Below are 13,273 nucleotides of genomic sequence, written 5' to 3'. Positions count from 1 at the left end.
AAAGAATAATGGCTATCGAAATCAATGTACCGGACATCGGGGCTGATGAAGTTGAAATCACCGAGATCCTGGTCAAAGTAGGCGACAAAGTTGAAGCTGAACAGTCGCTGATCACCGTAGAAGGCGACAAAGCCTCTATGGAAGTCCCGTCTCCTCAGGCTGGCATCGTTAAAGAGATCAAAGTCTCTGTTGGCGATAAAACCGAGACTGGCAAACTGATCATGATTTTCGATTCCGCCGACGGTGCAGCAGCTGCTGCACCTGCGCAGGAAGAGAAGAAAGAAGCCGCTCCTGCTGCTGCTCCAGCAGCGGCCGCGGCAGCGAAAGAAGTAAATGTGCCTGACATCGGCGGTGACGAAGTTGAAGTTACCGAAATCCTGGTGAAAGTGGGCGACACCGTTGCGGCTGAGCAGTCACTGATCACCGTAGAAGGCGACAAAGCCTCTATGGAAGTGCCAGCACCGTTCGCCGGTACCGTTAAAGAGATCAAGATCAACACCGGCGACAAAGTGTCTACCGGCTCGCTGATCATGGTCTTTGAAGTGGCGGGTGCAGCACCTGCCGCTGCGCCTGCTCAGGCTGCTGCTCCGGCTCCGGCCGCTGCACCAGCGGCTGCTGGCGGCGCGAAAGACGTTAACGTACCGGATATCGGCGGTGACGAAGTTGAAGTGACCGAAGTGATGGTGAAAGTGGGCGACAAAGTTGCCGCTGAACAGTCACTGATCACCGTTGAAGGCGACAAAGCTTCTATGGAAGTGCCTGCGCCGTTCGCCGGTACCGTTAAAGAGATCAAAATCAGCACCGGCGACAAAGTGTCTACCGGCTCTCTGATCATGGTCTTCGAAGTGGAAGGCGCAGCGCCTGCCGCCGCTCCGGCTGCCGCGGCTGCTCCGGCACCTGCTGCTGCACCGGCTCAGGCTGCTAAACCTGCTGCTGCCCCTGCTGCTAAAGCAGAAAAATCTGAGTTCGCTGAAAACGACGCTTACGTCCACGCGACTCCGCTGATTCGTCGCCTGGCGCGCGAATTCGGTGTGAACCTGGCGAAAGTGAAGGGCACCGGCCGTAAAGGTCGTATCCTGCGCGAAGACGTTCAGGCTTACGTGAAAGACGCGGTGAAACGCGCCGAAGCTGCACCTGCGGCAGCCGCTGGCGGCGGTATCCCGGGCATGCTGCCATGGCCGAAAGTGGACTTCAGTAAGTTCGGTGAAATCGAAGAAGTGGAGCTGGGCCGTATCCAGAAAATCTCTGGTGCTAACCTGAGCCGTAACTGGGTGATGATCCCGCACGTTACGCACTTCGATAAGACCGATATCACCGATCTGGAAGCGTTCCGTAAACAGCAGAACGCCGAAGCTGAGAAGCGTAAGCTGGACGTGAAGTTCACCCCAGTGGTCTTTATCATGAAGGCCGTTGCCGCTGCCCTTGAGCAGATGCCACGCTTCAATAGCTCCCTGTCTGAAGACGGCCAGAAGCTGACGCTGAAGAAATACATCAACATCGGTGTTGCGGTTGATACGCCAAATGGTCTGGTGGTTCCGGTCTTCAAAGACGTGAACAAGAAGAGCATTACTGAGCTGTCCCGTGAACTGACCACCATCTCCAAAAAAGCGCGTGATGGTAAGCTGACTGCCGGCGAAATGCAGGGCGGCTGCTTCACTATCTCCAGCATCGGCGGCCTGGGTACCACCCACTTCGCGCCGATTGTAAACGCGCCGGAAGTGGCTATCCTCGGTGTGTCCAAGTCCGCGATGGAGCCGGTGTGGAATGGCAAAGAGTTCGTGCCGCGTCTGATGATGCCAATCTCTCTGTCCTTCGACCACCGCGTAATCGACGGGGCTGATGGTGCGCGTTTCATCACCATCATCAACAACACCCTGAGCGACATTCGCCGCCTGGTGATGTAATCGAAAAGCCGGCCAGTCGGCCGGCTTTTTTCTGATAATCTCATGGGGTTTTTGAGGTTATTGGTGAAAGCGATAATTCGTGAGCCGTTTGTTGTTTCAAAATTGTTAACAGTTTTGTAAAATACGGGCGGATAGAACGACCCGGTGGACGACGGGTATACATTAAGAGGTCATGATGAGCACAGAAATCAAAACTCAGGTCGTAGTACTTGGGGCAGGCCCGGCAGGTTACTCCGCAGCATTTCGCGCCGCGGATTTAGGTCTGGAAACCGTCATCGTAGAACGTTACAGCACCCTCGGCGGTGTTTGTCTGAACGTCGGCTGTATCCCTTCTAAAGCGCTGCTGCACGTAGCGAAAGTTATCGAAGAAGCCAAAGCGCTGGCTGAACACGGTATCGTCTTCGGCGAGCCGAAAACCGATATCGACAAAATTCGTACCTGGAAAGAGAAAGTTATCACTCAGCTGACCGGCGGTCTGGCGGGTATGGCCAAAGGCCGTAAAGTGAAAGTGGTAAACGGTCTGGGTAAATTCACCGGTGCGAACACCCTGGAAGTGGAAGGCGAAAACGGCAAAACCGTGATTAACTTCGACAACGCGATCATCGCGGCAGGCTCTCGCCCAATCGAACTGCCATTCATTCCACATGAAGATCCACGCGTGTGGGATTCCACCGATGCGCTGGAGCTGAAAACCGTTCCTAAGCGTCTGCTGGTTATGGGCGGCGGTATCATCGGTCTGGAAATGGGTACTGTGTACCATGCGCTGGGTTCAGAGATCGACGTGGTTGAAATGTTCGACCAGGTAATCCCGGCAGCCGACAAAGATATCGTTAAAGTCTTCACCAAACGCATCAGCAAGAAATTCAACCTGATGCTGGAAACCAAAGTGACTGCCGTTGAAGCGAAAGAAGACGGTATTTACGTTTCCATGGAAGGCAAAAAAGCCCCATCCGAACCACAGCGTTACGACGCCGTGCTGGTGGCTATCGGCCGTGTGCCGAACGGTAAAAATCTCGACGCGGGCAAAGCTGGCGTGGAAGTGGACGACCGTGGCTTCATCCGCGTTGACAAACAGCTGCGTACCAACGTGCCGCACATCTTTGCTATCGGCGATATCGTCGGTCAGCCAATGCTGGCGCACAAAGGTGTTCACGAAGGTCATGTTGCCGCTGAAGTTATCGCCGGCATGAAGCACTACTTCGATCCGAAAGTGATCCCATCTATCGCGTATACCGAGCCAGAAGTTGCATGGGTTGGTCTGACTGAGAAAGAAGCGAAAGAGAAAGGCATCAGCTACGAAACTGCCACCTTCCCGTGGGCTGCTTCTGGCCGTGCTATCGCGTCCGACTGCGCAGACGGTATGACCAAACTGATCTTCGACAAAGAGACTCACCGCGTCATCGGTGGTGCGATTGTCGGTACCAACGGCGGCGAGCTGCTGGGTGAAATCGGTCTGGCTATCGAAATGGGCTGCGACGCAGAAGACATCGCGCTGACCATCCACGCACACCCGACTCTGCATGAGTCCGTGGGCCTGGCGGCAGAAGTGTTTGAAGGTAGCATTACTGACCTGCCAAACGCGAAAGCGAAGAAGAAATAAGTTTCTTCAGATGAAAAAAGCGGCCTCAGGCCGCTTTTTTTATGCGCTGCGTTCAGGGTGTGACAGGCTGCCAGGTCTTATCCGGCTGGTATTCACTAAGAGCCTGCGCTTTCTGCGCCGAATCGTTGCCGAGATCTGCCTGATAAACCGCGTCATCCTGGTTAATTACAAAGCTCATTACCCCCGTCTGACCGTAGTTCACCGGCCAGGCGACCATGGCAAAGCCATTTTTATCCGGCAGGATGCGGAATCGGTAACCATGGTAACCCGCCCCCGACTGTGGAGGACTGAACGCCGGACCCAGTGGGCTGGGCGTTTCACCGGGAGCGACGGGCCAGTACAGTCCATCCTTTTTACCTTCAGAACTGACTATCTTCTGCGCGTACTTTTGGTTCATCGCAAAATAGCTCTGCTGGGCATCAACATAGGCGTGAAGCGCTTCGATGGCTGCGAGTTCGTTGCGCCCGATTTCGCGGGTCAGGATCTCTTCTGCGGCTTCCTGCATATCAAACTGCCAGCCAGATGCCGTTTTGACCACCGGGATCGGTAGCTGCCAGCCGTTATCGCCCACCACCAGGTGCGCCACGTTGCCACTGATGACGGTTTTATGATGAACGTTCCAGTCGCGCAGGAAGCGATCGACCGCATCAGGATCAACGCCTTCGGGCGGCAGAAAATCGCGCCAGTTTTCACCGAGCAAATTGTTCATCGCACTTTCGTTTTGCTCGCTGATGGCGCTTGCCAACGCACTGGTCGCCTGTTCTGGCGAACTGAACGATTGCTGTGCCATGACGGCCGCCGAGACCATGAACAACACCATTCCACTGAGTAATTGACGTTTCATGTCGGCTCCCTTAACGATGACGGAATTCATGGCGTTCAGCGCGTTCACCAGTGAGCTGGCGCGGCTGATGTTGACGAGTAGCGAGCTGCCGGCTTTGCGCCCCGCGCTGCTGCTGGGCTTGCCAGTTGGCGGAGCGGCTGTCGTTGCCGCTCAGGGCATTGGCCCGATGCAGCCTGGCTGGCTGCTGTACCGTCTGTGAAACCCGCTTCTCCTGTCTGTGCATGTCAGTCTGATGATGTTCACGCTGCGGCGTGCTCGTCCGTTTTACGGCCTGTGGCCTGGTGTCATATCCACGATAGTTATTTCGCTGCGAGATCTGCTTCAACTGTTGCGTTGAGGCCAGACGTTGTGCGTCCCGCGTGGCTGTATGTACTGAGTGTGGGAGGGTTTTACCCGTTGATTTTTCCATCTGGCTGAGAGCGGCCTGGCGCTGGCTGTCGCGATTGACTGGATTTTGCTGCGTCGCGCTTAGCCCGGTGGCTGTATGTGTAGAGTGGAAGCGGTTAGCCAGCTGGTTATTCGGGTAAGGCACGCCTTCACGATAGGCAGGATTGTGCTGCCAGGTGTGGTTATTACCGTTCAGGTGCTGCCCGCTGATTCTGTTGAAATTATCCACGTTGATATTGATGTTGTTATCACCGTTGCGGTTATAACCGCCGTGATTGTCCCAGTCATCATCGTGATGATGGTGATCCCAGTCGTCGTCATCCCAGTCAATATTGCTGAAAATGGCGTAGGTTGTAGCGACCCCGAGGCTAAAACCTAATCCTTTAACCAGACTGTCAGTGAATTGCTCGCCGGGTGAAGGCGGAAGATAGACCGGCGGGTAAGCGGTGTTAGGCCAGGTACCATAAACCGTATTCGGGTTATACGTAGGGACGTAAACCACCTGTGGATCGGCGGATTCAATTTTGATCACCGTTGGGCTGGTAGGCGTTGCGGTTGTCGTGGTTTTTGTCGATGCAGGTTTCGTGACCGTGATGACCGTCTGCTGCGGTGTGGATTGCAGCGCACCCGTTTGTTGGGCCAGCAGGCGCAGCCGCTGTACGGAATCCATCACATCTTTCGGCTGTGCAAGGAAGGCGTCTCCCAGATTTTGTACCCATGGCGGATTTTCGCCCATCAACGACATCAGCTGAGGAAACGCAACCAGGGATTTTACGCTGGGATCCCACGGCTGGGTGGCTACCGCCTGCAGGGCGGCATCACCCTGCATTTTAGGATTGTCTTTCGACCACTGCGCGGCCTGAATAACATTTGACGGGTAGGTCGACGCCATCAAGATTTGCGACAGCAGGGCATCCGGGTAAAGCGCGACAGGGGCAACCCATTGGTCGATTTGCGCCGCAGTGTAGACCGGGGCAGCGACGGGCGCAGGCTGGGCTACCGGTGCGCCAGGTTGTTGTGCAACCGGAGCAGGCGTAGCAGGTTCCGTTGCGCGGCTTTTAACGTACATGACACCCGAGGCGGCAAACAGCCCCGCACTGCAAAGCAGAACAAGAAGATGTGGCTTAAAAGGCAACTTCATAGATTGACTCCAACGAGACGAGTGCAGTGCCGTGAGGCGTTGCTGTTGCCGCGAGTATCATTCACTCGTGTTTTACAGTTTTGACTATTGTTGGGAAACCAACCTGAGCGTCCGGATAAAGAGTGTGAGTATTTATTACACAATTATATCGGATAGCTGAAAAGGCGACGGGAAAGAGGACAAGATTCGCCTCGTCTCCCCGCTACACCATGCTTAACGATTCAGCAAATAATTTAATGTTGCTTTTTTGTAAACAGATTAACACTGTGCAGAAATCCTGCTATGCTGCCCGACGCGGTATCGGGCATTTACCCTACAAACTGCTGTCTCACAGGAGCGTGAAGAGAACGCCCGCCGCATATGACAATGAGAGCGAGGAGAACCGTCGTGCTAGAAGAATACCGTAAGCACGTAGCAGAACGTGCCGCCGAGGGAATTGTACCCAAACCTTTAGATGCAACCCAAATGGCCGCGCTCGTCGAGCTGCTGAAGAACCCGCCTGAGGGCGAAGAAGAATTCCTGTTAGATCTGCTGATCAACCGCGTACCGCCTGGCGTAGATGAAGCTGCCTACGTAAAAGCCGGATTCCTTGCTGCTATCGCCAAAGGCGAAGCCACCTCCCCACTGGTTACTCCTGAAAAAGCCATTGAACTGCTCGGCACCATGCAGGGCGGCTATAACATTCATCCGCTGATTGACGCGCTGGACAACGAAAAGCTGGCACCGATTGCTGCCAAAGCGCTCTCTTCAACGCTGCTGATGTTCGATAACTTCTACGATGTAGAAGAAAAAGCCAAAGCAGGCAACGTTTACGCGAAGCAGGTGATGCAGTCCTGGGCCGATGCCGAATGGTTCCTGAACCGCCCTGCGCTTGCTGAAAAAATTACCGTGACCGTCTTTAAAGTTACCGGTGAAACCAACACCGATGACCTCTCTCCGGCTCCGGACGCGTGGTCTCGTCCTGATATCCCTCTGCACGCCCTGGCGATGCTGAAAAACGCCCGCGAAGGCATCGAGCCGGATCAGCCGGGTAGCGTTGGCCCGATTAAACAGATCGAGGCGCTTCAGGAGAAAGGTTTCCCGCTGGCCTACGTCGGTGATGTGGTTGGTACCGGTTCTTCCCGTAAATCTGCGACCAACTCCGTGCTGTGGTTCATGGGCGACGATATTCCGCACGTGCCGAACAAGCGCGGCGGCGGCCTGTGCCTCGGCGGCAAAATTGCACCGATCTTCTTCAACACCATGGAAGATGCGGGCGCTCTGCCAATTGAAGTGGACGTGAGCAACCTGAACATGGGCGACGTGATTGACGTTTACCCGTATAAAGGCGAAGTGCGCAACCACGAAACCAACGAACTGTTGGCAAGCTTCGAGCTGAAAACCGACGTGCTGATCGACGAAGTGCGTGCCGGTGGCCGTATTCCGCTGATCATTGGCCGTGGCCTGACCACCAAAGCGCGTGAAGCGCTGGGTCTGCCGCACAGTGACGTGTTCCGTCAGGCGAAAGACGTGGCGGAAAGCAATCGCGGCTTCTCGCTGGCACAGAAAATGGTCGGTCGCGCCTGCGGCGTCGCTGGTATCCGTCCTGGCGCGTACTGCGAGCCGAAAATGACCTCCGTGGGCTCTCAGGACACCACCGGTCCAATGACCCGTGATGAACTGAAAGACCTTGCGTGCCTGGGCTTCTCGTCTGACCTGGTCATGCAGTCCTTCTGCCACACTGCGGCATATCCGAAGCCGGTTGACGTCACTACGCACCACACGCTGCCTGACTTCATTATGAACCGTGGCGGTGTCTCCCTGCGTCCGGGCGACGGCGTTATCCACTCCTGGCTGAACCGCATGCTGCTGCCGGACACCGTGGGTACCGGCGGTGACTCTCATACCCGTTTCCCGATTGGTATCTCCTTCCCTGCGGGCTCCGGTCTGGTGGCGTTTGCCGCAGCGACCGGCGTGATGCCTCTCGACATGCCTGAATCCGTGCTGGTGCGCTTCAAAGGCAAAATGCAGCCGGGCATCACTCTGCGCGATCTGGTGCACGCAATCCCGCTGTATGCCATCAAACAGGGTCTGCTGACCGTTGAGAAGAAGGGCAAGAAAAACATCTTCTCTGGCCGCATTCTGGAAATTGAAGGTCTGCCGGATCTGAAAGTTGAGCAGGCGTTCGAGCTGACCGATGCCTCTGCCGAGCGTTCTGCGGCGGGCTGTACCATCAAGCTGAACAAAGAGCCGATTATTGAGTATCTGACCTCCAACATCGTGCTGCTCAAGTGGATGATTGCGGAAGGCTACGGCGACCGCCGTACGCTGGAGCGTCGTATTCAGGGCATGGAAAAATGGCTGGCGGATCCGCAGCTGCTGGAAGCTGACGCTGACGCAGAGTACGCGGCGGTGATCGACATCGATCTGGCGGATATCAAAGAGCCAATCCTGTGTGCGCCAAACGATCCGGACGATGCGCGTCTGCTCTCTGACGTACAGGGCGATAAGATCGACGAAGTGTTCATCGGCTCCTGTATGACCAACATCGGCCACTTCCGTGCTGCCGGTAAGCTGCTGGATACTCACAAAGGCCAGCTGCCGACCCGTCTGTGGGTGGCGCCGCCAACCCGTATGGATGCGGCGCAGCTGACCGAAGAGGGCTACTACAGCGTGTTCGGTAAGAGCGGGGCGCGTATTGAAATTCCGGGCTGCTCCCTGTGCATGGGCAACCAGGCGCGCGTGGCCGACGGTGCGACGGTGGTCTCCACCTCCACCCGTAACTTCCCGAACCGTTTGGGTACCGGGGCGAACGTCTACCTGGCTTCTGCGGAGCTGGCAGCGGTTGCGGCGCTGATTGGCAAACTGCCAACGCCGGAAGAGTACCAGACCTTTGTGGCTCAGGTAGATAAGACGGCGGTGGACACCTATCGCTATCTGAACTTCGACCAGCTCTCTCAGTACACCGAGAAGGCTGACGGGGTGATCTTCCAGACGGCAGTATAAACACCAACCCCTCACCCCTAACCCCTCTCCCCAAGGGGCGAGGGGGATTTTATTCCCTCTCCCTTTGGGAGAGGGCCAGGGTGAGGGGTATTTTTTTTATTTTCATTCCTCCCACCTCTCCCGCTTTTTTTCTTCCTCTCTGCTGCGATAATTACCCTAATGGCTTTGCAGAGGAAAACGCTATGGATTACGAATTTTTGCGCGACATCACCGGCGTGGTGAAAGTGCGAATGTCGATGGGGCACGAAGCCGTTGGACACTGGTTTAACGAAGAGGTGAAAGAGAACCTCGCGCTGCTGGATGAAGTCGAACAGGCAGCGGAAACGGTGAAAGGCAGTGAACGCTCCTGGCAACGCGCCGGGCACGAATACACCCTGTGGATGGATGGCGAAGAGGTGATGGTGCGTGCCAACCAGCTTGAGTTCTCGGGTGATGAGATGGAAGAGGGGATGAGCTACTACGACGAAGAGAGCCTGTCGCTGTGCGGTGTGGAAGATTTCCTGAAAGTGGTGAACGCCTACCGCGACTTTATGAAACAGAAGTAACTCCCCGAAGCGTCCCTGCTTCGGGCCACGATTACACGGTCGGAATGTTACGGCCGTAGTAAATTTCGCGCATCTCTTTCCAGAGCAGGTCGGTAATGACCTTACGCTCTTCTTCGCTTAAATCTTCCGGCTTCGTGTGGAACATGTAGTGCTTAAGGTCGAATTCCTTAAGTAACATTTTGGTGTGGAAGATATTCTCCTGATAGACGTTCACATCCATCATGTCGTATAGCGACTTCATGTCGTCGGACATGAAGTTCTGAATGGAGTTGATCTCATGATCGATGAAGTGCTTCATGCCGTTGATATCACGGGTAAAACCGCGTACGCGATAATCAATAGTGACGATATCGGATTCCAGCTGGTGGATTAAATAATTCAACGCATTCAGCGGTGAAATCACGCCGCAGGTCGACACTTCAATATCCGCGCGGAAGGTACACAGTCCGCCTTCCGGGTGGCTTTCCGGGTAGGTGTGCACGCAGATATGGCTTTTATCCAGGTGGGCGACAACCACTTCTGGCAGTGGGCCGGGGTGCTCGGTTTTGTCGATAAGCTGCGGGTCAACCGGCTCTTCACTGACCAGAATGGTGACGCTTGCTCCCTGCGGCTCGTAATCCTGGCGCGCGATATTCAGGATGTTGGCGCCGATAATCGAGCAGGTCTCTGTCAGGATCTCGGTCAGACGGTTGGCGTTGTAGAGTTCATCGATATAGGCGATATAACCATCGCGCTCTTCTGCTGTTTTGGCGTAGCAGATATCGTAAATACAAAAACTCAGGCTTTTGGTCAGATTGTTAAAGCCATGCAGTTTAAGCTTTTTCAATTAGTTCACCTCCTTTGAGGACAGCGCGTCTTGCAGATATTGAGGCAACGCAAAGGCTGCGGTGTGGATCGCCGGGTTGTAGTATCGGCATTTGAGTCCGGCCTGGTGGAAGCGGGCCTGGATAATTTCGGTGGAGAGATGGCGCAGGACGTCGTTATCCGTCGCCCAGGCAAAGGTCATGATCCCGCCGTAATAAGTGGGGATCGCCGCCTGGTAGAAGCTGACGTCAGCAAAATAGGTGCTCAGCTTACGGTGGCTATCAAGCGCTTCATCCTGTTGCAGGAAGCAAACGCCGTTTTGTGCCACAAAAATCCCGCCAGGCTTCAGGCAGCGCTTGCAGCCTTCGTAAAACGACGAGGTAAACAGCGACGCGCCGGGGCCGATAGGGTCGGTACAGTCAGAAATAATGACATCAAACGTTTGCGTGGTCTGGTTAACAAAATTGACGCCATCGTCGATAACCAGATTAAACCGCGGATCGTCATAGCTGCCGGCATTGTGGTTGGGCAGATACTGGCGGCAGAACGACACCACACCGGCGTCGATTTCCACCATGGTGATGGTTTCGACATTCTGATGGCGAGAGACTTCACGCAGCATCGCGCCGTCGCCGCCGCCGATAATCAGCACGTCCTTCGCGTTGCCGTGGGCCAGCAGCGGGACGTGGGTCATCATTTCGTGATAGATAAACTCGTCGCGCTCGGTGGTTTGCACCACGCCGTCCAGCGCCATTACGCGGCCAAAGGCGGCGTTTTCGAAGATTATCAGATCCTGATGATCGGTTTTCTCATGATAGAGCACGTTATCCACGGCAAAATACTGACCAAACTGGTCATGCAGCGTTTCTTGCCATACCGTTTTTTCGGTCATGGGGAGCACCTCCTTCGTTAGCATCCATTACATCCGGCAGATGGGCGCAACACAACACCGCCGTGAAGCGGTTAGCGGGTCAACAAGGGGCGTCGGGAAGGTTACTTCACGTAGGCGAGCAGGCTGAGTGAATCGCGAGCCAGCGCTTTGCATTTTTTAGCAGTGGGAATGCCAATACCGCTTAAATCACGGTAGCTGTCTTCACCGAGCGCCTTCATGTCGAAGCTGTCGTAGTTGCTGAGGTCCCATTGGTTCTGCTGGGCAAAAAAGACCAGTGCGCGACGAATTTGCCCATTGGGTAAATTCTGGTAACCACAATCGTTTTTCAGAAAAACAAAAACTGCCGTCAGATCGGCCATATCTTCCGCTTCGTTTTCACTTAGCGCGTAACTGTTCGCACACATCGCCATCAGGCTGGCGAACAAAATTGTTCTGAAAAACGTCTTCATTGCCTTTACCACTGCATCACGGAAAATTAACGTTAGCATACTTGATGCCAGGCCGACGATCTTTATTATTGCCGCCGTGCTTGACCTTCCGGTAAGGGGAGGGTTTATGCTCAAAAGATCGCCTGCTGGAAATAAGGAAATGCACATGCAACGTCGTGATTTTTTAAAATTTTCTGCCGCGCTGGGGGTTGCCAGCGCGTTACCGCTCTGGAGCCGCGCCGTTTTTGCCGCCGACAGACCTGCTTTACCCATACCTGAATTACTCGCCGCAGATGCCCGCAGCCGCATTCAGCTTGTGGTGCAGGCCGGTAAAACCACGTTCGGTCAGCACGCCGCCACGACGTGGGGTTATAACGGCAATTTGCTCGGCCCTGCGTTGCAGTTACGCAAAGGGAAGGCGGTGACGGTAGACATTCATAACACGTTAGCGCAAGAGACCACGCTGCACTGGCATGGGCTGGAAGTCCCGGGCGAAGTGGATGGGGGGCCTCAGGGCGTCATCAGGCCTGGTGGTAAACGCAGCGTCACCTTTACTCCTGACCAGCGTGCGGCGACCTGCTGGTTCCACCCGCATCAGCATGGCAAAACGGGCCATCAGGTGGCGATGGGGCTGGCCGGTCTGGTGCTGATTGAAGACGATGAAAGCCGCCTGCTGCGCCTGCCAAAACAGTGGGGTATCGACGATGTCCCGGTGACTGTGCAGGACAAAAAATTCAGCGCTGACGGGCAAATTGACTATCAGCTGGACGTAATGAGCGCGGCGGTAGGCTGGTTTGGCGATACGCTGCTGACCAACGGCGCAATCTACCCGCAGCATGCCGCGCCAAAAGGCTGGCTGCGTTTACGCCTGCTAAATGGCTGTAACGCCCGCTCGCTGAACTTCGCCACCAGCGATAAACGCCCGCTGTATGTGGTGGCAAGCGACGGCGGCCTGCTGCCGGAACCGGTGAAGGTGAGCGAGCTGCCGATGCTGATGGGCGAGCGCTTCGAGGTGCTGGTGGATATCAGCGATGGCAAAGCGTTTGACCTGGTGACCCTGCCGGTCAGCCAGATGGGGATGGCCGTTGCGCCGTTTGATAAACCCCATCCGGTCCTGCGCATTCAGCCGCTACAGATCGCCGCTTCCGGTACGCTGCCGGACGCCCTCACCACGCTACCCGCACTCCCGTCGCTGGACGGGCTTACGCAGCGTAAACTTCAGCTCTCCATGGACCCGATGCTCGACATGATGGGCATGCAGGCGCTGATGAAGAAGTACGGCAATCAGGCCATGGCGGGAATGCACCACGGCCAGATGATGGGCCATATGAATATGGACCACGGTAAAATGGGCGGCATGGATCACGGCGGCCATGGTTTCGATTTCCACGACGCCAACCGCATCAACGGCAAAGCGTTCGATATGAACACACCCATGTTCGCCGCCACGAAAGGGCAGTTTGAACGCTGGGTAATTTCAGGCGAAGGCGACATGATGCTGCACCCGTTCCATATCCACGGCACGCAGTTCCGTATTCTCTCTGAGAACGGTAAAGCGCCGGACGCGCATCGCCGGGGCTGGAAAGATACGGTGAGGGTGGAAGGCGGTGTCAGCGAGGTGCTGGTGAAGTTCGATCACGAAGCGCCGAAAGAGTTTGCCTATATGGCCCACTGCCATCTGCTGGAGCATGAAGATACGGGGATGATGCTGGGCTTTACCGTATAAAAAAAGCCGGGTGGCGG

At 55.5% G+C, this 13,273-nt stretch carries 10 protein-coding genes; 5 read left to right on the top strand and 5 right to left on the bottom strand.

Annotation, left to right across the window (positions count from 1 at the left end; translation table 11 throughout):
* Positions 1–8: 8 nt before the first annotated feature.
* Together aceF and lpdA are read left to right on the top strand one after the other, a co-directional pair.
* A complete protein-coding gene (gene aceF, locus ACOTX2_RS14255; protein ID WP_022647065.1) occupies positions 9–1,904 on the top strand; it encodes a pyruvate dehydrogenase complex dihydrolipoyllysine-residue acetyltransferase in 1,896 nt (631 codons plus the stop codon).
* 175 nt (positions 1,905–2,079) lie between these two features.
* Positions 2,080–3,504 carry a dihydrolipoyl dehydrogenase gene (gene lpdA / locus ACOTX2_RS14250; protein WP_003856313.1) on the top strand — a complete coding sequence of 475 codons (1,425 nt, stop codon included), beginning with the start codon at positions 2,080–2,082 and terminating at the stop codon, positions 3,502–3,504.
* Between the two features lie 52 nt (positions 3,505–3,556).
* On the opposite strand, the gene ACOTX2_RS14245 is transcribed toward lpdA, so the two are convergent.
* Both ACOTX2_RS14245 and ACOTX2_RS14240 read right to left on the bottom strand, forming a co-directional pair.
* Complete coding sequence (locus tag ACOTX2_RS14245; RefSeq protein ID WP_032625516.1) at positions 3,557–4,348, bottom strand: DUF2950 family protein; 792 nt, start codon at positions 4,346–4,348, stop codon at positions 3,557–3,559.
* A gap of 10 nt (positions 4,349–4,358) precedes the next feature.
* On the bottom strand, positions 4,359–5,876 hold the full coding sequence (locus ACOTX2_RS14240) for a DUF3300 domain-containing protein (RefSeq protein ID WP_063148366.1): 1,518 nt from the start codon (positions 5,874–5,876) through the stop codon (positions 4,359–4,361).
* A 387-nt stretch (positions 5,877–6,263) separates the two neighbouring features.
* Between ACOTX2_RS14240 and acnB the strand changes: the two genes are divergently transcribed.
* Both acnB and yacL read left to right on the top strand, forming a co-directional pair.
* On the top strand, positions 6,264–8,861 hold the full coding sequence (gene acnB / locus ACOTX2_RS14235) for a bifunctional aconitate hydratase 2/2-methylisocitrate dehydratase (RefSeq protein WP_022647068.1): 2,598 nt from the start codon (positions 6,264–6,266) through the stop codon (positions 8,859–8,861).
* A gap of 182 nt (positions 8,862–9,043) precedes the next feature.
* Positions 9,044–9,406 carry a protein YacL gene (gene yacL, locus ACOTX2_RS14230; RefSeq protein WP_022647069.1) on the top strand — a complete coding sequence of 121 codons (363 nt, stop codon included), beginning with the start codon at positions 9,044–9,046 and terminating at the stop codon, positions 9,404–9,406.
* A gap of 31 nt (positions 9,407–9,437) precedes the next feature.
* Here yacL and speD read toward each other — a convergent pair whose 3' ends face one another.
* The 3 genes from speD to ACOTX2_RS14215 all read right to left on the bottom strand — a co-directional run bounded on the left by speD (position 9,438) and on the right by ACOTX2_RS14215 (position 11,551).
* Positions 9,438–10,232 carry an adenosylmethionine decarboxylase gene (gene speD, locus ACOTX2_RS14225; RefSeq protein WP_022647070.1) on the bottom strand — a complete coding sequence of 265 codons (795 nt, stop codon included), beginning with the start codon at positions 10,230–10,232 and terminating at the stop codon, positions 9,438–9,440.
* A complete protein-coding gene (gene speE, locus ACOTX2_RS14220; protein ID WP_063148368.1) occupies positions 10,233–11,102 on the bottom strand; it encodes a polyamine aminopropyltransferase in 870 nt (289 codons plus the stop codon).
* Positions 11,103–11,203: 101 nt separating this feature from the next.
* Positions 11,204–11,551 carry a YacC family pilotin-like protein gene (locus ACOTX2_RS14215; RefSeq protein WP_003856306.1) on the bottom strand — a complete coding sequence of 116 codons (348 nt, stop codon included), beginning with the start codon at positions 11,549–11,551 and terminating at the stop codon, positions 11,204–11,206.
* Positions 11,552–11,696: 145 nt separating this feature from the next.
* On the opposite strand from ACOTX2_RS14215, the gene cueO reads away from it, so the two are divergent.
* Positions 11,697–13,256, top strand: a complete 1,560-nt coding sequence (gene cueO / locus ACOTX2_RS14210) for a multicopper oxidase CueO (RefSeq protein ID WP_063148369.1) — start codon at positions 11,697–11,699, stop codon at positions 13,254–13,256.
* Positions 13,257–13,273: the final 17 nt, after the last annotated feature.

Source organism: Enterobacter cloacae complex sp. IR5412 (genome assembly GCF_049237385.1).
GTDB classification, from domain to species: domain Bacteria; phylum Pseudomonadota; class Gammaproteobacteria; order Enterobacterales; family Enterobacteriaceae; genus Enterobacter; species Enterobacter intestinihominis.
The sequence above is the reverse complement of the archived record's forward strand: the minus strand, read 5'-3'. Positions and strand labels throughout refer to the sequence as shown.

Coding starts and splice junctions, on each gene's coding strand:
- yacL (WP_022647069.1), top strand. CDS start 9,044: ATGGATTACGAATTTTTGCGCGACATCACCGGCGTGGTGAAAGTGCGA.
- cueO (WP_063148369.1), top strand. CDS start 11,697: ATGCAACGTCGTGATTTTTTAAAATTTTCTGCCGCGCTGGGGGTTGCC.
- ACOTX2_RS14240 (WP_063148366.1), bottom strand. CDS start 5,876: ATGAAGTTGCCTTTTAAGCCACATCTTCTTGTTCTGCTTTGCAGTGCG.
- ACOTX2_RS14215 (WP_003856306.1), bottom strand. CDS start 11,551: ATGAAGACGTTTTTCAGAACAATTTTGTTCGCCAGCCTGATGGCGATG.
- lpdA (WP_003856313.1), top strand. CDS start 2,080: ATGAGCACAGAAATCAAAACTCAGGTCGTAGTACTTGGGGCAGGCCCG.
- speE (WP_063148368.1), bottom strand. CDS start 11,102: ATGACCGAAAAAACGGTATGGCAAGAAACGCTGCATGACCAGTTTGGT.
- ACOTX2_RS14245 (WP_032625516.1), bottom strand. CDS start 4,348: ATGAAACGTCAATTACTCAGTGGAATGGTGTTGTTCATGGTCTCGGCG.
- aceF (WP_022647065.1), top strand. CDS start 9: ATGGCTATCGAAATCAATGTACCGGACATCGGGGCTGATGAAGTTGAA.